At 72.9% G+C, this 22,202-nt stretch carries 21 protein-coding genes and 1 riboswitch; of the genes, 9 read left to right on the forward strand and 12 right to left on the reverse strand.

Going from position 1 to position 22,202, the window contains the following annotated elements; all coding sequences use genetic code 11:
• Window positions 1-41 precede the first annotated feature (41 nt).
• A complete protein-coding gene (locus ACFYO5_RS30875) occupies window positions 42-227 on the reverse strand; it encodes a hypothetical protein (protein WP_388714999.1) in 186 nt (61 codons plus the stop codon).
• A 295-nt stretch (window positions 228-522) separates the two neighbouring features.
• Here ACFYO5_RS30875 and ACFYO5_RS30880 point away from each other — a divergent pair, with 295 nt between their 5' ends.
• Window positions 523-2,574, forward strand: coding sequence for a HelD family protein (locus ACFYO5_RS30880; protein ID WP_388715002.1), 2,052 nt, complete (start codon window positions 523-525; stop codon window positions 2,572-2,574).
• 461 nt (window positions 2,575-3,035) lie between these two features.
• Here ACFYO5_RS30880 and ACFYO5_RS30885 read toward each other — a convergent pair whose 3' ends face one another.
• Complete coding sequence (locus ACFYO5_RS30885; protein ID WP_388715005.1) at window positions 3,036-3,728, reverse strand: copper homeostasis protein CutC; 693 nt, start codon at window positions 3,726-3,728, stop codon at window positions 3,036-3,038.
• 107 nt (window positions 3,729-3,835) lie between these two features.
• On the opposite strand from ACFYO5_RS30885, the gene ACFYO5_RS30890 reads away from it, so the two are divergent.
• Together ACFYO5_RS30890 and ACFYO5_RS30895 are read left to right on the forward strand one after the other, a co-directional pair.
• Entirely contained in the window at window positions 3,836-4,516 is a 681-nt protein-coding gene (locus ACFYO5_RS30890; RefSeq protein WP_388715008.1) for a hypothetical protein, read from the forward strand.
• 25 nt (window positions 4,517-4,541) lie between these two features.
• Window positions 4,542-5,633 carry a GNAT family N-acetyltransferase gene (locus tag ACFYO5_RS30895; RefSeq protein ID WP_388715011.1) on the forward strand — a complete coding sequence of 364 codons (1,092 nt, stop codon included), beginning with the start codon at window positions 4,542-4,544 and terminating at the stop codon, window positions 5,631-5,633.
• A gap of 18 nt (window positions 5,634-5,651) precedes the next feature.
• Here ACFYO5_RS30895 and ACFYO5_RS30900 read toward each other — a convergent pair whose 3' ends face one another.
• Entirely contained in the window at window positions 5,652-5,921 is a 270-nt protein-coding gene (locus tag ACFYO5_RS30900) for a DUF4031 domain-containing protein (protein WP_356564948.1), read from the reverse strand.
• Between the two features lie 7 nt (window positions 5,922-5,928).
• Window positions 5,929-6,324, reverse strand: a complete 396-nt coding sequence (locus ACFYO5_RS30905; protein WP_356564946.1) for a hypothetical protein — start codon at window positions 6,322-6,324, stop codon at window positions 5,929-5,931.
• 55 nt (window positions 6,325-6,379) lie between these two features.
• Here ACFYO5_RS30905 and ACFYO5_RS30910 point away from each other — a divergent pair, with 55 nt between their 5' ends.
• The 4 genes from ACFYO5_RS30910 (at window position 6,380) to ACFYO5_RS30925 (ending at window position 10,804) form a co-directional block, all read left to right on the forward strand.
• On the forward strand, window positions 6,380-7,264 hold the full coding sequence (locus ACFYO5_RS30910) for a MurR/RpiR family transcriptional regulator (RefSeq protein WP_388715014.1): 885 nt from the start codon (window positions 6,380-6,382) through the stop codon (window positions 7,262-7,264).
• 135 nt (window positions 7,265-7,399) lie between these two features.
• A complete protein-coding gene (gene murQ / locus ACFYO5_RS30915) occupies window positions 7,400-8,335 on the forward strand; it encodes an N-acetylmuramic acid 6-phosphate etherase (RefSeq protein ID WP_388715017.1) in 936 nt (311 codons plus the stop codon).
• Window positions 8,336-8,351: 16 nt separating this feature from the next.
• On the forward strand, window positions 8,352-9,794 hold the full coding sequence (locus ACFYO5_RS30920) for a PTS transporter subunit EIIC (RefSeq protein WP_388715020.1): 1,443 nt from the start codon (window positions 8,352-8,354) through the stop codon (window positions 9,792-9,794).
• 443 nt (window positions 9,795-10,237) lie between these two features.
• Window positions 10,238-10,804, forward strand: a complete 567-nt coding sequence (locus tag ACFYO5_RS30925) for a hypothetical protein (protein ID WP_356564940.1) — start codon at window positions 10,238-10,240, stop codon at window positions 10,802-10,804.
• A 115-nt stretch (window positions 10,805-10,919) separates the two neighbouring features.
• Here the strand turns inward: ACFYO5_RS30925 and ACFYO5_RS30930 are convergent, their stop codons facing one another.
• The 5 genes from ACFYO5_RS30930 to thrC form a co-directional block, all read right to left on the reverse strand.
• Entirely contained in the window at window positions 10,920-12,044 is a 1,125-nt protein-coding gene (locus ACFYO5_RS30930) for an NADH:flavin oxidoreductase (protein WP_388715023.1), read from the reverse strand.
• Between the two features lie 345 nt (window positions 12,045-12,389).
• Complete coding sequence (gene groL / locus ACFYO5_RS30935; RefSeq protein WP_356564937.1) at window positions 12,390-14,012, reverse strand: chaperonin GroEL; 1,623 nt, start codon at window positions 14,010-14,012, stop codon at window positions 12,390-12,392.
• A 457-nt stretch (window positions 14,013-14,469) separates the two neighbouring features.
• Window positions 14,470-14,676, reverse strand: coding sequence for a cold-shock protein (locus tag ACFYO5_RS30940; RefSeq protein ID WP_007493268.1), 207 nt, complete (start codon window positions 14,674-14,676; stop codon window positions 14,470-14,472).
• 453 nt (window positions 14,677-15,129) lie between these two features.
• Window positions 15,130-15,405, reverse strand: a complete 276-nt coding sequence (locus tag ACFYO5_RS30945) for a MoaD/ThiS family protein (RefSeq protein WP_356564935.1) — start codon at window positions 15,403-15,405, stop codon at window positions 15,130-15,132.
• Entirely contained in the window at window positions 15,402-16,685 is a 1,284-nt protein-coding gene (gene thrC / locus ACFYO5_RS30950) for a threonine synthase (protein WP_356564934.1), read from the reverse strand. The genes ACFYO5_RS30945 and thrC overlap by 4 nt, the downstream gene beginning before the upstream one ends.
• Before the next feature lie 18 nt (window positions 16,686-16,703).
• Window positions 16,704-16,850: riboswitch (SAM riboswitch) on the reverse strand.
• A gap of 169 nt (window positions 16,851-17,019) precedes the next feature.
• On the opposite strand from thrC, the gene ACFYO5_RS30955 reads away from it, so the two are divergent.
• Entirely contained in the window at window positions 17,020-17,964 is a 945-nt protein-coding gene (locus ACFYO5_RS30955) for a glucosyl-3-phosphoglycerate synthase (RefSeq protein ID WP_356564932.1), read from the forward strand.
• A 208-nt stretch (window positions 17,965-18,172) separates the two neighbouring features.
• A complete protein-coding gene (locus ACFYO5_RS30960) occupies window positions 18,173-19,585 on the forward strand; it encodes a trehalose-6-phosphate synthase (protein WP_356570112.1) in 1,413 nt (470 codons plus the stop codon).
• 70 nt (window positions 19,586-19,655) lie between these two features.
• Here ACFYO5_RS30960 and otsB read toward each other — a convergent pair whose 3' ends face one another.
• The 3 genes from otsB to ACFYO5_RS30975 form a co-directional block, all read right to left on the reverse strand.
• Complete coding sequence (otsB, locus tag ACFYO5_RS30965; RefSeq protein ID WP_388715029.1) at window positions 19,656-20,516, reverse strand: trehalose-phosphatase; 861 nt, start codon at window positions 20,514-20,516, stop codon at window positions 19,656-19,658.
• Between the two features lie 141 nt (window positions 20,517-20,657).
• Window positions 20,658-20,903, reverse strand: a complete 246-nt coding sequence (locus ACFYO5_RS30970) for a DUF3263 domain-containing protein (protein ID WP_356570110.1) — start codon at window positions 20,901-20,903, stop codon at window positions 20,658-20,660.
• 45 nt (window positions 20,904-20,948) lie between these two features.
• Window positions 20,949-22,172, reverse strand: a complete 1,224-nt coding sequence (locus ACFYO5_RS30975) for an extracellular solute-binding protein (RefSeq protein ID WP_388715318.1) — start codon at window positions 22,170-22,172, stop codon at window positions 20,949-20,951.
• Window positions 22,173-22,202: the final 30 nt, after the last annotated feature.

The following is a 22,202-nucleotide window of genomic DNA, read 5'->3' on the forward strand; positions in this document are numbered from 1 at the left end:
CCGTGAGCCCGGGGAGCAGGGTCCGGGGACCGGCGACCGGGTCATCTGCGGCGGACACCCACCTCCTCGCCGTACTCGCCGAGGACGACCACGCCGAAGGCCGCGCCCGCGAAGACGCGTATCGCGTGCAGGGCGTCGCCGAGGCGGTGGTGGTGGGTGCCGGAGACGGTGGTCGCGCCGGGCGGACGGCCCGGGGCGGGGGCTGGGGTGAAGGTCGCTGCGCTCATGCCTCCATGGTGCGATCGGGGACACCGAGGGGGCATCGGCCTGGGGAGCCACTTCGGGCGGGCTCCCCGTCCACCCACGGGTTGAGCGGCTCCCCGGGAAGTAGGGGGTCTGGTCCCCTAGGGGACGGCAGGGAGAAACCCGTTGGCGGACGGCAGGGAGAAACCCGTTGGCCCCGCGAGCCCCCAGGTCCTAGAATCTCCGCTCTTGCCCGCCTCCGCACGGAGCGCCGCCGCCCGGACGGAAACCGGACGGCTTCCCGCAGTCAGCCCTTTCCGCAGGCCCGGAGGCACCCCCTTGTCCACGCCCGTGTCCGCTGCCGACCCGCTCTCCCGTGAGCGCTCCCACCTCGCCGCCTCCCGTGCCGCGCTGCGCGCCATGCGCGAGGACGTCCAGTCCCTCGACATCAGCGACGTCACCGCGAACTGGGTCAACGCGCAGATCCTGGAACGCCAGATCGCGGACCGCGTCAAGGCGCTCGCCGACCTCAGCGACACCCCCCTGTTCTTCGGCCGGCTGGACTACCTCCACGCCCCCGGCGCCGACCGGGCCGAGGGCGCCGAAGGCGAACGGTTCTACATCGGACGCCGGCACGTCCACGACAACGACGGCGACCCGATGGTCATCGACTGGCGGGCGCCCGTCTCGCAGCCGTTCTACCGGGCCTCGAAGAAGGACCCGATGGACGTCACGCTCAGGCGCCGCTTCGGCTACACCGGCGGCGACCTCACCGCGTACGAGGACGAGGACCTCTCGGACCCGGCCGAGGCGGCCACCACCAGCAGACTGCTCCAGCGGGAGATCGAGCGGCCGCGCGTCGGTCCGATGCGGGACATCGTCGCCACCATCCAGCCCGAGCAGGACGAGATCGTCCGCAGCGGGCTGGGCGGCTCGGTGTGCGTCCAGGGCGGCCCCGGCACCGGGAAGACGGCCGTCGGCCTGCACCGGGTGGCCTATCTGCTGTACGCCCACCGTGAGCGGCTGGCCCGCACCGGCACGCTGGTCATCGGGCCGAACCGGTCCTTCCTCCACTACATCGAGCAGGTTCTGCCCGCTCTCGGCGAGTTGGCGGTCGGCCAGGCCACCGTCGACGACCTCGTCGGGCAGGTGGAGGTGCGGGGCACGGACGAGGTCCCGGCGGCGGTCGTCAAGGGCGACGCGAGGATGGCCGAGGTACTGCGGCGGGCCCTGTACTCCCACGTCAGCCTGCCGACCGAGCCGGTCGTCGTCGTGCGCGGGTCGCGCCGCTGGCGGATCCCGGCGTACGAACTGGAGGAGCTGGTACGCGAGTTGCGTGCCCGCGACATCCGCTACGGGGCCGCCCGCGACGCCCTCCCGCAGCGCGTCGCGCACGCCGTGCTGGTCCAGATGGAACGGGCCGGTGAGGCGCCCGACGACCGGGTGCAGGACGCCGTGGCCCGCAACAGTGCCGTCAAGGCGGCCGTGAAGGCGGTCTGGCCGCCCGTCGACCCGGCCAAGCTGGTGCTGCGGTTGCTGACGGACGCGGAGTTCCTCGCGGAGCACGCCGACGGGATCCTCACCGAGGACGAGCGCAGGACGATCCTGTGGGCGAAGCCGGTGCGGACCGTGAAGTCGGCCAAGTGGTCGGCGGCGGACGCCGTGTTGATCGACGAGGCGACCGACCTGGTGGAACGCACCCACTCCCTGGGCCATGTCGTCCTCGACGAGGCGCAGGACCTGTCCCCCATGCAGTACCGGGCCGTCGGCCGCCGCTGCACCACCGGCAGCGCGACCGTCCTGGGCGACCTGGCGCAGGGCACCACGCCCTGGGCGACGCGGAGTTGGGAGGAGGCCCTCGCGCACCTCGGCAAGGCCGACGCGGTGATCGAGGAGCTGACGGCCGGTTTCCGCGTCCCCACGGACGTCATCGCCTACGCCTCCCGGCTGCTGCCCCACATCGCACCGGGGCTGACACCGGTCGCCTCGGTCCGCGAGAACCCCGGGTTCTTCGAGGTCCGCGCGGTGACGGAGACCGGGGACGTCATCGCCGCCTGCGAGGAGTTGCTGCGCAACGAGGGGTCGACGGGCCTCATCGCGGCGGACGCCCGCGTGCCGGTCCTGGCGGAGGCCCTCGAGGCCGCGGGGATCACCTACCTGGCCCCCGGTGAGGAGACCACCCGGGAGACCCGCCTGACCCTGGTGCCCGCCTCCCTGGCCAAGGGCCTGGAGTACGACTACGTCGTCCTGGACGAGCCGAGCGCGGTGGTGGCCGCCGAGCCGGACGAACGGACGGGGCTGCGACGCCTGTACGTGGCGCTGACCCGAGCGGTGTCGGGGCTGGTGGTGGCCCACGCCACCGACCTGCCGGACCAGCTGACCCAGCCGTGACCACCCGTGCGGCGCGGGACCACCCGTGCGGTGCCTGACCGCCCGTGCGGCGTGCGACCGCCCGTGCGGCGTGCGACCGCCCGTGCCGCGGCGGCCGCACGGGCTGCCCGCCGCGTCCGCGCGCATGCCTGCCACCTGGGACACACGGGGGGGGGCGCCGCCCCGCCCGGCGCGGCATCGGTGGGCGGCGGGCCCGCCCGCACGGCACAGGTGACGGTGGGACCGGCACGGCACAGCTCGACGCCCACCCGACACGGCACAAGTGGCCACCGAGGGGCGCCCGCTCGGCCTGAGCGAGAGTCGAGGAGGCGTGGGGTGGCGCCTTCGGCGACGCCGGGCCGCGCGACCCGCCCCGGTCGGCCCACCCGTCACGCCCCGTCCAGGCCCCCGTCACGCCCCCGTCAAGGCCCCCCGTCACGCCCCCGTCCAGGCCCCCCGTCATCCCCCGTCCGGGCCTCCCGTCAGCCCCCGTCCAGCACCCGCCGCCACTCCCCCACGGCTCCGGCGGACACCGGCCCCGTCCAGCCGTCCGGGCGAGCCGCTCCGCCGATGTGGAACGCGTCGATCCCGGCCGCCCGCAGCTCCGGCAGATGGTCGAGCCGTAGCCCTCCGCCCACCAGGATCTCCTGCTCGTACCCCTGCTCCCCGCGCCGCCCTGCCTCCGCGACCAGTACGGCCAGCCCGTCGTCGACGCCCGCCGCCGATCCGGCCGTGAGGTAGGCGTCCAGTCCGGGCAGCCCCTCGCACTGCTTGCGCAGGGCGTCACGGTCGGCCGTGTGGTCGATGGCCCGGTGGAACGTCCACGGGCAGCCGTCCAGCTCCGCGACCACCCGCTCGACGGCCGCCAGGTCCACGCCGCCCTCCGCGTCCAGGAAGCCGAGCACGAACTGGTCCGCGCCGGCCGCCCGCAGCTCCGCGGCGGCCCGGACGAGCCGTCCGGCGTCCCCGGCGGCGAACCCGTCGGTCGGGCGCAGCATCACGCGCAGGTCGATGGAGACGGCGGCCCGAATGGCGGCGAAGGCCTCGACGGGCGGGGTGAGCCCGTCGGCGGCGATGTCGGTGACCACTTCGAGGCGGTCCGCGCCTCCGGCCTGGGCGGCGACCGCGTCCCGCGCGTCGAGGGCGATCACCTCCAGGACTGCACGCTTGCTCATGGGACCCCATTCGTCGACGGCTCTACAGGTCTAGTCCAATTCCAGAGTACGCCTGTGAGCCGCCGCGCTCACCCCCGCGTCCCCGGCGGCCGGGCGAGAATGACCGCATGGCCGACCACCCCGAAACCGCCGCCAGCCGCGCGACCCCCGAAAGCCTGCGCACCCGCTTCGCCCGCACTCTGGAAGCCGCCCGCGGCCCGTCCCCCGAGGCCGCCCCGGACCCCCTCCCCTACGCCGACGACCTCCTGCGCCGCTGGCAGGAGCCGCAGCGCCGCTACCACACGCTCACCCACCTCACCGCGGTCCTCGACCGGATCGACCTGCTCCAGGGGTACGCCGACGACCCCGACGCCGTCCGCCTGGCCGCCTGGTTCCACGACGCCGTCTACCTCCCCGACCGCTCCGAGAACGAGGACCGCTCCGCCCGCCTCGCCGAGCGCGCGCTGCCCGAGGCCGGACTGCCGGAGGCGACGACCGCCGAGGTGGCCCGCCTGGTCCGGCTCACCGTCTCCCACGACCCGGCCGACGACGACCGCGACGGCCAGGTGCTGTGCGACGCCGACCTCGCGATCCTCGCCGCGCCGCCGTCGGCGTACGCCGCCTACACCGCCGAGATCCGCCAGGAGTACCACTTCGTCCCGAACGACGCCTTCCGCGAGGGCCGGTCCGCCGTACTGCGTCATCTCCTCGGCCTGCCGCGCCTGTTCCGCACTCCGCACGGGGCGCGGGAATGGGAGGCGACCGCCCGTCACAACCTGCGCGCGGAGCTGGAGATGCTGTCGCTCTGACCCCGCCCCCACCTACGCTGCACCCATGCGCGCATGGGGCGGGGATCAGGTGACGGAGGCCGTCGCGGGCAGCGTGGAGCTGCTGCGGACGGTGACGGACAGGGACTGGACGGGCGTGCGGGCCGGCCGGCTGGAGTGGACCTGCCGGCGGACGGCGGAGCACATCGCGAGCGACCTCCTCGCCTACGCCGGCCAGTTGGCGGGCCGCGCGCAGACGGCCTACGTCCCCTTCGAGCTGGGGTTCGAGGAGGGCACCGACCAGGCGGGCGTCCTGGAGGTCATCGAGACCACCGGCGCGCTGCTCGCCGCCACCGTCCGCACCACCCCGCCCCGGGTCCGCGCCTTCCACCCGTACCCCTTCCGCAGCGCGAACCGCGAGGGCTTCGCCGCGATGGGGATCGCCGAGGTCCTCCTGCACACCCATGACATCGCCGAGGGCCTGGGGCTGGCGTACGAGCCGCCCGCCGGGTTGTGCGAGTCCGTCCTCACCCGGATCTTCCCGCACGTGCGACCGGGCCCGGAGCCCTGGCCGACCCTGCTGTGGGCCACCGGCCGCGGCGACCTGCCCGGCCGCGCCCCGGTCACCGGCTGGCGCTGGAACAACAACCTGGTGCTGCCCACCGGGCGCCTCACCCTCGAAGGCGTCACCCCGGCCGCCGCCGCCGACCTGGCCGCGGGCGGCGACGGCGGTTTCGTCTGGCTCGGCGACGCCCCCTTCGAGGGCACGCGGGAGGTCGCCGCCGGCCTGCTCAAGGCGTACGACAGCGGAGTGCACCGGCCCGAGTTCGGGGCGCTCGTGCTCGTCCGGCGGGAGGACGGCCGGGCCGTCGGCAGCCTGGGCTTCCACGGGGTGCCCGACGAGGAGGGCCGTGCCGAGATCGGCTACGACCTGGTGGAGTCGGCCCGGGGCCACGGCTACGCCACCGAGGCGCTCAACGCCCTCGCGGAGTGGGCGCTCGCACGGGACGGCGTACGCCTGCTGTACGCGACGGTGGAGGAGGCCAACACCCCCTCGCAGGGCGTCCTGGCCCGCGCCGGGTTCGTCCGGGCCGACGTGCTGGAGGAGGAGCCCCTCCTGGCGGACAGGACGCTGCGGCTGTACACGCGTCGGGCGTAGCGCCCCGGCCCGCGGCCGTCACGCGCGGGGGCGGCCCTTCGGCCGGCGCAGACCCGAAGCCGTCAGCAGCCGTACCACCTCGCGGCTGCTCACCCGCACCGCGCCGGCCGCGACCACCTCCGGGTACCGGTGCGAGGGAATGTCGTAGTGATCGCGTTCGAACGCGCGCCGGGGCACCCCCAACCGGTCGGCGAAGGCGTGCAGTTCGTCGAAGGACACGTCGCTGACGAGGTGGGACCACATCCGCCCGTGACCCGGCCAGTCAGGCGGATCGACGTAGATCGTCACGCCCGCCTCACGAGGCCCCGGGCCGGCCGGACGCCGACCCCAGCGCCCCGACCGCCGCGACCTTCACACCGGCCTTGTGGCACACCCAGTGCGGGTCGGGCCCGAGTTCGGGCTCGACCTCCAGGGCGTGCGGGTCGCCCGAGCCGCACACCGGACAGATCGGCCAGCGGCCACGCCGCTCCAGCAGGGCGTCCTGCACGTCCTGCGCCACCAGCCCGGCCACGAAGTCGACGCCGTCCGGCCACTGCTCGACCCACCAGCGCCGCTGGGCCACGGACTCCTCGACCAGGGACACCACGTCCGCCGCGGCCACCTCCCCCGAGGCGAGGTCGGCGAGGACGAGGGCACGCGCCGCGTGCAAGGCCTGTTCCAGTGGGCTGATGGAGGTGTGGGAGGGGTCCATGCACCCATTGTGCGCACTCTTGACCGTGACACCGAGCCGAAAATATCTTTCCCCCGTGTCCCAGGACGTGAAGGAAATCTTCGGCGGCGCTCTCGCCGCCAAGGTCCGCGCGCTCGCCCCGTCCATGACCCGCTCGATGCAACGCGTCGCCGAGACCGTCGCGGGCGACCCCGCGGGCTGCGCGGCGCTCACCGTCACCCGCCTCGCGGAGCGCACCGGCACCAGCGAGGCCACCGTCGTGCGCACCGCCCGCCTCCTCGGCTACTCCGGCTACCGCGACCTGCGGCTCGCGCTCGCCGGACTCGCGGCGCGGCAGCAGTCCGGCCGCGCCCCCGCCCTCACCACCGACATCGCGGTCGACGACCCGATCGCGGACGTCGTCGCCAAACTCGCCCACGACGAACGGCAGACCCTCGCCGACACCGCCGCCGGTCTCGACACCGTGCAACTCGGCGCGGCGGTGGTGGCACTGGCCTCGGCCCGCAGGACCGACGTGTACGGCGTCGGGGCGTCCGGGCTCGTCGCCCAGGACCTGGTGCAGAAGCTCCAGCGGATAGGGCTCGTGGCCCACGCGCACAGCGATCCGCATCTCGCCGTGACCAACGCCGTACAGCTGCGGGCGGGGGACGTGGCCGTCGCGATCACCCACTCCGGGGCGACGCGGGACGTCATCGAGCCGCTGCGGGTCGCCTTCGAGCGGGGCGCCACCACCGTCGCCGTCACCGGGCGGCCGGGCGGGGCGGTCGCGCAGTACGCGGACCAGGTGCTGACGACGTCGACGGCACGGGAGAGCGAGCTGCGGCCGGCGGCGATGTCCTCACGGACCAGTCAGCTGCTGGTGGTGGACTGCCTGTTCGTCGGCGTGGCACAGCGGACCTACGACACGGCCGCGCCGGCGCTGGCCGCCAGTTACGAGGCGCTGGCCCATCGGCATCGGTAGGCCGTAGGACTGATCGTCCGTGGACATGTGCGGCGCGCCGTGGCGGCTGGTGGCGCCCACGCCGCGGAGCCGCGTAGGAAGACAGCCCGCGCGCCTGAGGTACGCACCCACCCCCCGTCGAAAGGGCCGCGTCTCATGACCTCCGCTTCCTCCCCGCACGACCTGCGCTCCCAGTTGGAGCACCTCACCACCGAGGCGTTCCGGCCGGAACTCGCCGAGATCGACCGGCTGCCCACCCTGGACATCGCCCGGCTCATGAACGGGGAGGACGCCGGCGTGGCCGGGGCCGTGGCCGCGCGGCTGCCGGAGATCGCCGGCGCCGTCGACGCGATCGCCGCGCGGATGGGGCGGGGCGGCCGGCTGGTGTACGCCGGGGCGGGCACGGCCGGGCGGATCGGCGTGCTGGACGCGTCCGAATGCCCGCCGACCTTCGGCACGGCCCCCGGTCAGGTCGTGGGCCTCATCGCGGGCGGGCCGCGCGCGACGGTGACGTCCGTCGAGGGCGCCGAGGACTCGCCGGAGCTGGCGCGGGCGGATCTCGCCGGCCTGGCGCTGACCGCCGAGGACACGGTGGTCGGGATCTCCGCCTCGGGGCGCACGCCGTACGCGATCGGGGCGGTGCGGTACGCGCGCTCGGTCGGCGCGCTGACCGTCGGGCTGTCCTGCAACCAGGGCAGTGCGCTGGCGGCCGCCGCCGAACACGGGATCGAGGTGGTCGTCGGACCGGAGCTGCTCACCGGGTCGACCCGGCTGAAGGCGGGCACGGCGCAGAAGATGGTGCTGAACATGCTGTCGACGATCACGATGATCCGGCTGGGCAAGACGTACGGGAACCTGATGGTCGACGTACGCGCCTCGAACGAGAAGCTGCGGGCCCGCTCGCGGCGGATCGTGTCCCTCGCGACGGGCGCGCGGGACGAGGAGATCGAGCGGGCCCTCGCGGCCACCGACGGCGAGGTGAAGAACGCCATCCTCGTGCTGCTCGCCGAGGTGGACGGGCCGTCGGCCGCCCGCCTTCTGGAGGACTCCGGCGGCCATCTGCGTGCCGCGCTCGCCGCCGCGCCCTCCTGAGCCGCACGCTCGGCGGGTGCCCATCGATTCCCGTGCCACCGCCGCCGCCCTCCTGCCCCTGGTCGGGGGCCCCGCGAACGTCACCTCCGTCGCCCACTGCATGACCCGGTTGCGGCTCGGCCTCGCCGATCCCGCCCGGGCGGACGGGGAGGCGCTGCGGGCGGTGCCCGGGGTGCTGGGGCTCGTCGTGCACGACGGCGGGTACCAGGTGGTGCTCGGACCGGGCGTCGTCGCGACGGTGGCGGCGGCGTTCGAGGAGCTGGTGGGCCGGCCGACGGTGGCGGCCGAACTGGCCCTGCGGGGCGCCGAGTCGAAGGCCGAGCGGCGCCGGCGCAACGCCACGCCCGTCAGGACGGCCCTGCGCCGCCTGGCCGCCGTCTTCGTGCCCCTCATCCCCGCCCTGATCGGCTGCGGGGTCCTCGCGGGCGTCAACGGGCTGTTGCTGAACGCCGGCCTGCTGCCGTGGCTGACGCCCGCGCTGGCCGCCGTGGCGTCCGGGTTCATGGCGCTGATCGCGGTGTTCGTCGGCGTCAACACGGCGAAGGAGTTCGGCGGCACGCCCGTGCTGGGCGGCGCGGTGGCGGCGATCGTGGTCTACCCGGGCGTGGCGAAGGTCACCGCGTTCGGGGTGACCCTCGCCCCCGGCCAGGGCGGCGTCCTGGGCGCGCTGGCGGCGGCGCTGCTGGCGACGTACGTGGAGAAGTGGTGCCGGGGCCGGGTCCCGGCGGCCCTGGACGTCCTGGTGACCCCCACGCTGACGGTCCTCGTCGCGGGGCTGGCCACGCTGTACGGCCTGATGTGGGCGGCCGGCGCGGTGTCGACGGCGATCGGCACGGCGGCGAACTGGCTGCTGTCCACGACGGGCGCGTTCGCCGGGCTGGTCCTCGGCGGGCTGTTCCTGCCGCTGGTGATGCTGGGCCTGCACCAGGCGCTCATCCCCATCCACGCCACGCTCATCGAACAGCAGGGCCACACCGTGCTGCTGCCGATCCTGGCGATGGCCGGCGCGGGCCAGGTGGGCGCGGCCCTCGCCGTCTACGTCCGTCTGCGCCACGACACCTCGATGCGCACGACGATCCGGTCGGCGCTCCCGGCGGGCCTGCTGGGCGTGGGCGAACCGCTCATCTACGGCGTCTCGCTCCCGTTGGGCCGCCCCTTCCTCACCGCCTGCGTGGGCGGGGCGGCAGGCGGGGCCTTCGTCGGCTTCTTCGCGATGCTCGGCGACCAGGTCGGGGCCACGGCGATCGGCCCGTCCGGCTGGGCCCTCTTCCCCCTGCTCTCGGGGGACCGGGGCTGGGGCACCCCGCTCGCGATCTACGCGGGCGGGCTGCTGACGGGGTACGCGGTCGGCTTCGCCGCGACGTACCTCTTCGGCGTCACCGACCGCGTCATGGCCACCGTCGGCACCCGCCCGGCCGCCACCCCGTCCGACGCCCCGACCCCGTCACGGTCCACCTGACGAACCCGTCCGGATCCTGATCGACGTCGTGGCCTTCGGCGCCGACGGCCGGCCCTCGGTTGGCGGCCCTTGTCGGCGGGCGGGCTGCTGACGGGTGGGCGGTCGGCTTCGCCGCGACGTACACCTTCGGCGTCACCGACCGCGTCATGGCCACCGTCGGCACCCGCCCGGCCGACGCCCCGACCCCTTCACGGTCCACCTGACGAACCCGTCCGCATCCTGATCGACGTCGTGGCCTTCGGCGCCGACGGCCGGCCCTCGGTGGCGGCCCTTGTCGGCGGGGTGTGCGACGGTTGAGTCCCCGGGGTCGGTCCGACCGCACCCGGGCCGCCGGAAAGCGCACCGCGGGAAGCGGACCGCGGAACGCCCACCGCAAGGAGCGCCCACCGCGCGGAGCGCGCCGCACCCGCACGAAGCACGCCGCAGAAACGGAGACGCCCGTCATGAACCACGCCCAGCTCACCCACCTGGGCCGTGCCCTGCGGCTGCTCGGTGAGCACGGGGACGCCCTGACCGCCGACACCCCCGACACCAAGCTGCACGAGGTCAAGGCCGACCTGCGGCGCGCCCTGGAGCTGCTGGAGGAGGGCGTGACCTCGGCCGCGCCCAGCACCCGGTGCGCCGAACACCCCAACGGCCCCGTGGACAAGGCCGCCCCCGACCTGTGCCTGCTGTGCGAGACCCGGCGGCGGGCGGCCCGCCGCGCCGAGTTCAACGGGCCGGCCCCGCGGACCCCGCACGCCACCGCACCGTCCCGCTACGGCACCCGCGGCGACCGCCCCCAGCCCCAGCAGCGCTGGCTGCCGGAGCTGTGGAACGGCCAGGAGTGGCAGCTGTGCGGCACCCCGAGGCGCGACCGCCAGGAGGCCGAGCTGTACCTGGCCGCCCTGCGCCGGGGCTCCCGCCCGGCCATGGCCTACCGCCTGGTGCACGAGTTCACCGACTACGAGGTGCTGCGGGTCTGGGGCATCCCCGTGAAGGTCGACATCGAGCCCATGGGCAACATCTAGACCGTGCCGGAAAGGGCCGGCCCCGGGACGGAAAGAGCCGGGGCCGGGACGGAAGGAACCGGCTCAGGGGGGTCGGCGCCTCGCCTCGTCCCGGCTCTCGCCGGTCTCGCCGGTCTCAGCTCAGGGTCTTCAGCGCCGCCACGTCGTACGGCTTCAGCTCGTCCAGGCGGCCGGCCAGGACCTTGGCCGCCCACTCCGGGTCCTGGAGCAGCGCGCGGCCGACGGCCACCAGGTCGAACTCATCGCGCTCCAGCCGGTCGAGGAGGTCGTCGAGGTTCTTGACGGCGGACCCCTCGCCCTGGAACGCCCTGATGAAGTCGCCGTCGAGGCCGATCGAGCCGACGGTGATGGTGGGCCGTCCGGTCAGCTTCTTCGTCCAGCCCGCGAGGTTCAGGTCGGAGCCGTCGAACTCCGGGACCCAGTAGCGGCGCGTGGAGGCGTGGAAGGCGTCGACACCGGCCGCGGCGAGCGGGGCGAGGATGGCCTCCAGCTCCTCGGGGGTCTCGGCGAGACGCGCGTCGTAGGCCTCCTGCTTCCACTGCGAGTACCGGAAGACGACGGGGAACTCCGGGGACACCGTCTGGCGTACGGCGGCGACGATCTCCGCCGCGAACCTGGTGCGGGAGACGGGGTCGCCGCCGTAGGCGTCCGTGCGGCGGTTGGTGCCCGCCCACAGGAACTGGTCGACGAGGTAGCCGTGGGCGCCGTGGATCTCCACGCCGTCGAAGCCGATGCGCTCCGCGGCCGCGGCGGCCTCGGCGAAGGCCCCGATGACGTCGTCCAGGTCGCGCCGGGTCATCACCCTGCCGGTGCCCTCGGTGCCGTCCGGACGCACACCCGAGGGGCCGACGGCGGGGGCGTCCGCGACGGGCGGCTCGCCCTGCTTGCGCACCATGCCGATGTGCCACAGCTGCGGCATGATCGTCCCGCCGCCCGCGTGCACGGCCTCGGCGACCTTCGCCCATCCGGCCAGCTGCTCCTCGCCGTGGAACCGCGGCACCCGGTCGCTCTGCCCGGCCGAGTCGTGGCCGACGTACGTGCCCTCGGTGACGACGAGGCCGACACCGGCGGCGGCGCGGCGGCCGTAGTACGAGGCCACGTCCTCACCGGGGACGCCGCCGGGCGAGAACATGCGGGTCATGGGCGCCATGGCGATGCGGTTCGGGACGGTCAGGCCGTTGAGGGAGACGGGACGCGCGAGGATCTCGGCGGCGCGGGAGGCGGCGGTGGTGGCGGTCACGGCAGGGGACTCCTCGGGGAGGTCGCGGTGGACGGCGGGCAGGACGCCGGGCGATCGGACATTCCGGACGGTATGTGCACATGCAAGAACTGCCCTCTCCGGTCAACGGCGCGCCCCTCCCCCGCCATTCCGCCCACCTGCCCCCATCGGCTGTGATCCGGGCCACGCCGGCAGCGCCCGCCACCCGGAGAACGCCCCCGCGCCGAAGCCCTCACCGGTGGCCTCCCCCGCACGAGCCGCTCCGGCCCCGCGGAGCGCGGGCGGGAAACGCCCGAGGGCGGTACCCCCCGCGTCAGCAGGGGGTACCGCCCTCGGTGGAAGACCGGGCCCGATCGGAGATCAGGCTCAGAAGTCCATGTCACCGCCCGGCATGCCGCCGCCGGCCGGAGCCGCGGACTTCTCCGGCTTGTCGGCGATGACGGCCTCGGTGGTGAGGAACAGCGCGGCGATCGACGCGGCGTTCTGGAGCGCGGAGCGCGTCACCTTCGCCGGGTCGATGATGCCCTCGGCGATCATGTCGACGTACTCACCGGTCGCGGCGTTCAGGCCGTGACCGACGGGCAGGTTGCGCACCTTCTCGACGATGACGCCGCCCTCGAGACCACCGTTGACGGCGATCTGCTTGAGCGGGGCCTCCAGGGCGAGCTTCACGGCGTTGGCGCCGGTCGCCTCGTCACCCTCGAGGTCGAGCTTCTCGAAGACCGAGGTGGCCTGGAGCAGGGCCACGCCGCCACCGGCGACGATGCCCTCCTCGACGGCCGCCTTCGCGTTGCGAACGGCGTCCTCGATGCGGTGCTTGCGCTCCTTCAGCTCCACCTCGGTGGCGGCGCCGGCCTTGATGACGGCCACGCCGCCGGCCAGCTTCGCCAGACGCTCCTGGAGCTTCTCGCGGTCGTAGTCCGAGTCGCTGTTCTCGATCTCGGCGCGGATCTGGTTGACCCGGCCCGCGACCTGCTCCGAGGAGCCGGACCCGTCGACGATGGTGGTCTCGTCCTTGGTGATGACGACCTTGCGGGCCTTGCCCAGGAGGTCCAGGGAGGTGTTCTCGAGCTTGAGCCCGACCTCCTCGGAGATGACCTCGCCGCCGGTGAGGATGGCGATGTCGTTCAGCATCGCCTTGCGGCGGTCGCCGAAGCCCGGGGCCTTGACCGCGACGGACTTGAAGGTGCCGCGGATCTTGTTGACGACCAGGGTCGACAGGGCCTCGCCCTCGACGTCCTCGGCGATGATCAGCAGCGGCTTGCCCGACTGCATGACCTTCTCCAGGAGCGGGAGCAGGTCCTTGACGTTGGCGATCTTGGAGTTCGCGATCAGGATGTACGGGTCGTCGAGGACGGCCTCCATACGCTCCATGTCGGTCGCGAAGTACGCCGAGATGTAGCCCTTGTCGAAGCGCATGCCCTCGGTCAGCTCGAGTTCGAGACCGAAGGTCTGCGACTCCTCGACCGTGATGACGCCTTCCTTGCCGACCTTGTCCATGGCCTCGGCGATCAGCTCGCCGATCTGGGTGTCGGCGGCGGAGATGGAGGCCGTCGAAGCGATCTGCTCCTTGGTCTCGACATCCTTCGCCTGCTCGAGCAGGGCACCGGAGACGGCCTCGACGGCCTTCTCGATACCGCGCTTGAGGGCCATCGGGTTGGCGCCGGCGGCTACGTTGCGCAGACCCTCGCGGACCAGCGCCTGGGCCAGCACGGTGGCCGTGGTCGTACCGTCGCCGGCGACGTCGTCCGTCTTCTTGGCGACTTCCTTGACCAGCTCGGCGCCGATCTTCTCGTACGGGTCCTCGAGTTCGATCTCCTTGGCGATGGAGACACCATCGTTGGTGATCGTGGGGGCGCCCCACTTCTTCTCGAGGACGACGTTGCGGCCCTTGGGGCCGAGCGTCACCTTCACGGCGTCCGCGAGCTGGTTCATGCCGCGCTCGAGGCCGCGCCGCGCCTCCTCGTCGAACGCGATGATCTTGGCCATGTGAAGTGGTCCCTCCAGGACTGGGGGTGATTCCTTCGGACCGCGCCCGCGCCCGCGACGGACGGCTCGCCTGCCCTGTGGTTCCTTGCCCCACCTGGCCTGCGGGCCTCACCGACCCGGTCCTTCGTTGTCACTCTCACCATCAGAGTGCTAACGCCAATGATTAGCACTCGACCCGGCCGAGTGCAAGGTGCGCCCGCGCGGCGGAGCCGTCGGGGCGTGGCGTTCCGGGCGCCGCAGGGCACCTGCGGCACCCCGGAATCCGCAGGTGGAGGGAGCCGTACCACCGTCCGGCCGGCCGCACGGACACGCCGCGGGGCCCGCACCGGACATACCGAAGGGCCCGCGCCGGACACGCCGAGGGCCCGTACCGGACATGCCGAAGGGCCCGCACCCCGGGAGGTGCGAGCCCTTCGACGATGGAACAGAAGAACGTCGCTGCAAGTCGGCGCGTGCTTCAGCCGGTCGCGAGCCGGACCATGTCCGCCTGCGGCCCCTTCTGACCCTGCGAGATCTCGAAATCGACCCGCTGGCCCTCTTCCAGGGTGCGGTATCCGTCCATCTGGATCGCGCTGTAGTGGACGAAAACATCCGCACCACCGTCGACCGCGATGAAGCCGTACCCCTTCTCCGCGTTGAACCACTTGACGGTGCCCTGAGCCATGCCTAACTCCCCTATTACTGGCCCTTGCACAGATCCGCACTTCGCGAATCCGGGTCAGACCTCACCCCCCAAGTTGGTTGGGGGCGTGCGCCGGAACGCGTCGACCGCGGCCGAATGTATCTGTCCAACTGCCCTCTGCAACAGGTCAATCGGACGAGAATTCTGGACGCGGAGGGTCCGGAGAAGAGTGAGGATTCGCCTGGATTCAGGGCAAGTCGGGCCCCGCAAAGGGAATGAAAGGCGCAAAAGGCATGCACACTTTGGCTACTTCTCATCGCCCGCACCGACGGAACATCTCTGTGGTCGGCGTGCAATGGGCGGCGTGTTCCCCAACTGTACCGCGCTCAACCACACTGAATTGCCCCCTCCGTTTCTCTCGCGGAGGGGGCAATTCGATGAACTCTCGGTCATTACCGTTACCGACGGTTACTACCGGCGGGTACGGAACGTGTGTCAGCCGCCGGCCACGGCCGGAATGATCGAGACGCCGGCGCCGTCCGGGGTCACCGTGTCCAGCCCCTGCTCGAAGCGGACGTCGTCGTCGTTGACGTACACGTTGACGAACCGGCGCAGCTTGCCCTGGTCGTCGAGGACGCGGGCGGCGATGCCGGTGTGGTTCTTCTCCAGGTCGGAGATGACCTCGCCGAGGGTCGCGCCCTCGGCCGCGACCTCGGCCCTGCCGCCGGTGTAGGTGCGCAGGATGGTGGGGATGCGGACGGTCACGCTCATGCGAGGCCAGCCTCTCGGAAGGAGTCCAGGTTCGGGCGGATGGTGGCGGTGAGGCCGGTGCCGGCCACCGCGTCGAGGGTCTTGAGGCCGTCCCCCGTGTTGAGGACGACGGTGGTCTTCGTCGGGTCGAGGAGACCGTTCTCGATCAGCTTCCTCGTCACGCCCACGGTCACGCCACCCGCCGTCTCGGCGAAGATGCCCTCGGTCCGCGCCAGCAGCTTGATCGCGTCGACCACCTGCTCGTCGTTCACGTCCTCCACCGCGCCACCGGTACGGCGCGCGATGTCCAGGACGTACGGGCCGTCCGCCGGGTTGCCGATGGCGAGGGACTTGGCGATGGTGTTCGGCTTCTGGGGCCGCACGACGTCGTGGCCGGCCTTGTAGGCGGCGGACACCGGGGAGCAGCCCTCGGCCTGCGCGCCGAAGATCTTGTACGGCCTGTCCTCGACGAGACCGAGCCTGATCAGCTCCTGCAGACCCTTGTCGATCTTGGTGAGCTGCGAGCCGGAGGCGATCGGCACGACGAGCTGGTCGGGCAGCCGCCAGCCGAGCTGCTCGCAGATCTCGTACGCCAGCGTCTTGGAGCCCTCGGCGTAGTACGGCCGCAGGTTGACGTTGACGAAGCCCCAGCCCTCGCCGGCCGGGTCGCCGATCAGCTCGGAGCAGAAGCGGTTCACGTCGTCGTAGTTGCCCTCGATGCCGACGAGTTCGCCGCCGTAGATCGCGGCCATGACGATCTTGCCCTGTTCCAGGTCGTGCGGGATGAACACGCAGGAGCGGAAGCCGGCGCGGGCGGCGGCGGCGCCGACGGCACCGGCCAGGTTGCCCGTGGAGGAGCAGGACAGGGTCGTGAAGCCGAAGGCGCGGGCGGCCTCGATGGCCTGGGCGACGACGCGGTCCTTGAAGGAGTGCGTCGGGTTGCCGGAGTCGTCCTTGACGAACAGCTTGCCGGCGTCGACGCCCAGCTCGCGGGCCAGGTTGTCGGCCTGGACGAGCTTGGTCCAGCCGGGGTTGATGTTCGGCTTGTCCGCCACGTCGGCCGGGACGGGCAGCAGCGGCGCGTAGCGCCAGATGTTCGCGGGTCCCGCCTCGATGCGCTTGCGGAGTTCCTCGGTCTCATAGGACGAGAAGTCGTACGCGATCTCGAGCGGGCCGAAACACTCCTCGCAGGCGAAGACCGGGCCGAGGGGCACGCGGTGTCCGCACTCGCGGCAGGAGAGCGCCGCGGCGGGACCGAGATCGACGGAGTTCGTGGTGGTTCCAACTGTCTGCGCAGCCATGTGAGGCGAGGCCCTTTCTCCTCATCTTCCTCACGACGCATCTCGCCGTGAGACGGATTTGGCACCTTCCCTAGCCGGGAGCCTCGCCACGTCAACGTGCCGAGACCGGCTGGAGGGTTGCCGGGGCTTCATCGGGCCGTATCCCTCTGCCCCTCTGGATGAGCGGTATGAAGTTGTGAACAACGGCGACCTCGGACATGCGATGGTCATCCGCGTTGTTCAAGACTGTAACCGAAGGCCAGGACAGTTGAGATAGACGTCCGAACCGCGAGATGGATCACACCGTCACCCCGCGTGCACCACGTGTGATCACGACTGTGAGGAGCCGCAGACCGTGCTGAAAGAAGCTGAAGCCTGGCTGGCCACCCGCTCCTGGTCCGTGACCGACCGCCCGCTGCACCGCGTCCTGGCCGCGAAACGTGCCTCGGGCCAGACGGTCTCCGTGGTGCTGCCCGCCCTGAACGAGCAGGAGACGGTCGGTGACATCGTCGCGGTCATCCGCCACGACCTGATGCAGCAGGTTCCCCTGGTCGACGAGATCGTCGTGGTCGACTCGGGCTCCACCGACCGTACGTCCGAGGTCGCGGCGGCGGCCGGGGCGCGCGTCGTCCACCGGGACGCGATCCTGCCCCGGATACCGGCCGTGCCCGGCAAGGGCGAGGTGCTGTGGCGGTCGTTGCTCGTCACGACCGGGGACATCGTCTGTTTCGTCGACGCCGACCTCAGGGACTTCTCCTCCGACTTCGTCACGGGGATCGTCGGACCGCTGCTCACCGACCCCGGAGTCGATCTGGTCAAGGCCATGTACGACCGCCCGCTGGACGGCGCGGCGGGCCAGGGCGGCCGGGTCACGGAACTCATGGCCCGCCCCCTGCTCAACATGCACTGGCCGCAGCTGGCCGGTTTCGTGCAGCCGCTCGGCGGCGAGTACGCGGCCCGCCGCAGCCTGCTGGAACAGCTGCCGTTCCCCGTCGGCTACGGCGTGGAGCTGGGCATGCTCGTCGACGCCCTGCACCTGGTCGGCCTGGACGCCCTCGCCCAGGTGGACGTCGGCGTGCGCAGGCACCGCCACCAGAACGGGCAGGCGCTCGGCCGGATGGCGGCGGCGATCTACCGCACCGCGCAGCTCCGGCTGGCCCGCGGGCACCTGATCCGGCCCGCGCTCACCCAGTTCGAGCGGGGCACGGACGGCTTCGAGCCGCGCACCTACTCCGTGGACACCGAGGAACGCCCGCCGATGGCGGAGATCGCGGAGTACGCGGAACGCAAGGTCGCCTAGCCGTATCGCCCTGTCGTCGTCGCCTTCCCGCCTGCCCGGCGGGAAGGCGCGACGCGCTCCGGCCCGCGTCCACGGCGGGTCCGGCCCGCGTCCACGGCCGGTCCCGCCCGCGTCCACGGCCGTTCCCGCCGTACCCGGCCGGGTGTACTCCGTCCGCGGACCGCATCCGTACGTTTGAGCGTTTAGGGACCGGGCTAGGTTGTGGCGTATGGCTTTTACGCGTGGTGCTGTTGACGAGGGTGCTCAGGTACTGGTCGCGTCCAATCGCGGCCCGGTCTCCTATCAGGTGCGCGAGGACGGTTCGCTGCACGCCAAGCGGGGCGGCGGCGGACTGGTCTCGGGTCTGTCGGCGATCGGGCCGGACGCGGGCGCCCTGTGGGTGTGCTCGGCGCTCTCCGACGGCGACCGCGAGGCGGTGCGGCGCGGGGTCGGCGAGGACGGCGTGCGGATGCTCGACATCCCGGCCGACGTGCACGCCGACGCGTACAACGGCATCGCCAACTCCGTGCTCTGGTTCATCCACCACCTGCTGTACCAGACCCCGCTGGAGCCGGTCTTCGACGCGGAGTTCCGGCGCCAGTGGGCGTCGTACGAGAGCTACAACCGCGCGTTCGCGCAGGCGCTGGCCGAGGAGGCCGGACGGGGCGCGGCGGTCCTGGTGCAGGACTACCACCTCTGTCTGGTGCCGGGCATGCTCCGCGAGCTGCGCCCCGACCTGCGCATCAGTCACTTCTCGCACACCCCGTGGGCGCCGGCGGACTACTTCGCGCTGCTCCCCACCGACATCCGCGCGCAGCTGCTGCGCGGCATGCTCGGAGCGGACCGCCTGGGCTTCCTGACCCGGCGCTGGGCGGACGCGTTCGCCGCGTGCTGCACGGAGTTCGCGGGCGGGACGGGCAGTACCGAGATCGGGGTGCACGGCCTGGGCGCCGACGCCGACTTCCTGCGCGCCCGCTCCCACGAGAGCGACGTGGAGGAGCGGATCGTCGCCCTGCGCGAGGAGATCGGCGAGGGCCGCAGGACCGTCGTGCGGGTCGACCGCACCGAGCTGTCGAAGAACATCGTGCGCGGTCTGCTGGCCTACCGGCAGCTCCTCGACGACCACCCCGAGTGGCGCGAGCGTGTCGTGCACGTGGCGTTCGCCTACCCCTCCCGCCAGGATCTCGCCGTCTACCGCGACTACACGGCCGAGGTGCAGCGGGTCGCGCGCGAGATCAACGAGGAGTACGGCACGCCGGGCTGGACCCCGGTCGTCCTGCACGTCAAGGACGACTTCGCCCGCTCGCTCGCCGCGTACCGCCTCGCCGACGTGGCCCTGGTCAACCCGATCCGGGACGGCATGAACCTGGTCGCCAAGGAGGTCCCGGTCGTCTCCGACCAGGGCTGCGCGCTGGTGCTGTCACGCGAGGCCGGGGCGTACTGGGAGCTGGGCGAGGACGCCCTCGTGGTCAATCCGTACGACGTCCTGGAAACCGCCCGCGCCCTGCACGAGGCGCTGACCATGGCGCCGGAGGAGCGGGCGGAACGCGCCAAGAGGCTGACGGCGGCCGCGACCGCCCTGCCCCCGGCCCTGTGGTTCCTCGAGCAGTTGCAGGCCCTCCAGGCACTGCCCCGCGACTGACCGGAGAGCGCCCGCGAGCCCCGCGGTCCCGGCGGGGCCGCCGAGGCCGCTCGCGGGCGCTCCCGGTCGGTCAGCGGAACCGGCCGGACAGCGCCCGCAGCAGTCCCACGACCCCGGCGGGACCGTCGACGACGAGGTCCGCGCGCTTCGACAGCTCGGTCACCTCGGAGCTGCCGCTGGCCACCAGCAGACCGGGGACGCCGTCGGAGCGCAGCTTCTCGACGGCGGCGAAAGCGGGCAGGTCGCCGAGGTCGTCGCCGGCGTAGAGAACCGCAGTGGCGCCGATCTCGCGGACGTGCTCCGTCAGGGCCACGCCCTTGTCCACGCCCGGCGGCCGCAGCTCCAGCACCATCCGGCCGGGCTCGACGATCAGCCTGTGCCGGGCGGCGAGGTCGGCGAGCGGCCCGCGCAGCGCCTCGAACGCGGCCTGCGGGTCCTCGGCCCGGCGCGTGTGCACCGCGACGGCCCGTCCCTTCTCCTCCACCCAGGTCCCGCGCCACGCCCCGGCGGCCTCCAGCACACCGGGCAGCTCGGCCCGCACCGCCGCGACACCGGGGTGCGGGGCGGGGGCGGAGACGGTACCGGTCCGGGCGTCCCACCGCTCGGCGCCGTAATGCCCGAGCACGGTGAGCCGGTCCAGCCCCGGCACCCCGGCGAACCCGCCGTTGCGCACGGCCACCGCGGCGGGCCGCCCGGTCACCACGGCGACGGAGGCCACCTTCGGCGCCAGCTCCGCGAGCACGGGGAGAGCGTCCGGGTGCGCCCTCGCGTCGTCGGGATTCTCGACGATGGGCGCGAGCGTCCCGTCGAAGTCGAGGCCGACCAGGGTGCCGCGCGGCTCGGCGAGGATCGCGGCGAGCGCCTCGCGGCCGTGGGGGGTGGTGGGAGTGGGGAGGTGGGAGTCCGTGGAGTGCGTCTCTTGCGTGCCCATACCGGTGACGATAGCCAACGCCGGCGGCGATCGGTCCGGTCGGGGCGTACCCCGTCCGGCGCTCGCGGGCGAGGCCCCGTCAGGGCCGACGGCGGGGGGCCTGGGCCGCGCCCGGCGCCGCCCCCTGCCCACCCGCACGGCTCACCGCTCCGCCCGGCGGGCCTCCCGCACCCGGCGGAGCCGGTTGACGGTCACCGGATCGTGCGCCAGCGCCCTCGCGTCGTCCAGCAGCGCGTTCAGCAGCTGGTAGTACCGCACCGGCGACAGGTCCAGCTCCTCCCGGATCGCCCGCTCCTTCGCGCCGGGCCCCGGGAACCCGCGCCGTTCCAGGGCGAGGATGTCCCGCTCCCTCGCCCCGAGGCCGTCTTCGTCCGCTGCCCGCTCCATGCCCCGCACGGTAACGCAACGGCGCGCGACGGAGCGCGGGCCGGCTCAGCCGGCGGAGCCGCTCTCCACGGTCGTCGCCGTCGTCTGGAGCTGGCCGAGGATCCCGGCCGGGCTGCCACCGGGCTGCACGGCCTGACCGATCCGCTTCTTCACCTCCGCGCTGACCGCCGCCCAGGAGGTGCGCCCCACCGGGTACAGCTCGGACACCGGCAGCTGGTCGAGGAAGGGCTTGAGGTCGGCGTCCTGGGGCGCGGCGGTCATGGTCTGGGAGGCGGAGTTGGTGACGGGCAGCAGGTCGTACTCGCGGGAGAAGTCGAGGACGTTCTTCTCGCTGTAGACGAAGTTGAGGAAGTCCTTGATCTGCTCGGCGTGGCCGTTCTGCTTGAAGGCGGTCATCCAGTCGGCGACGCCCATGGAGACCTTGGTCGGCCCGTCGACGCCGGGCATGGGGACCATGCCGAACTTGACGCCCTTCTGCGCGGCCGTCTTCATCAGCGAGGGGTGCCCGTTGAGCATGCCCACCTGCCCCGCGGCGAACGCGGCGAACGCGTCGGCCCGGTTGAGCCTGCCCGGCGCGACCGGCCCGGTGAGGCCCTTGCCGACCAGCTCGTCCGCCAGCCAGGTGAACGTGTCCACGTTCGCGGTGGAGTCGAGGCTGTAGCCGGTGGCGGTCTCGGTGTAGCCGCCCCCGCCGCTGAGCAGCCACTGCATGGTCTCGGCCTGCGCCTCCTCGGGGCCGAGGGGCAGGGCGTACGGGTACTTCACGCCGTCCGCCTTCAGCGCCTCCGCGTCCTTCGCCAGCTCCTCCCAGGTGGTGGGAGCGGTGACGCCGGCCTTGGCGAAGAGGGTCTTGTTGTAGAACAGCAGCCGCGTGGAGGAGGCGAACGGCATGCCGTACTGCACGCCGCGGACCTCGCCGGCGTCGGCGAGCTGGGGGACGAAGTCGGCCTGGACCGGGATCGAGAGGACGTCGCCCGCCTTGTAGAGGAGGTCCTCGGCGGCGTAGTCGGCGTAGGCGCCGATCTGGGCCATGTCGGGGGCCCTGCCGGCGTCGACCAGCTTCTTGACCTCGCGGTCGACGTCGTTCCAGGAGTGGACGGTGACCTCGACGGTGACGCCGGGGTGGTCCTTCTCGTAGGCCTCGACCAGCTCGGCCCAGTACTTCTCGGAGCTGTTGGCGTCGCTGTCGCCGTAGTCGGCGGCCACGAGTCTCAGGGTGACGTCGTCGGAGCCGCCGGTGACCCCGCAGCCGGCGAGGACCGCCGTCATGCTCAGGGCGGTTGCCACCGCGATCGTTCC

Origin of the sequence: Streptomyces sp. NPDC006259, assembly GCF_042870975.1 — a bacterium.
GTDB lineage: Bacteria > Actinomycetota > Actinomycetes > Streptomycetales > Streptomycetaceae > Streptomyces.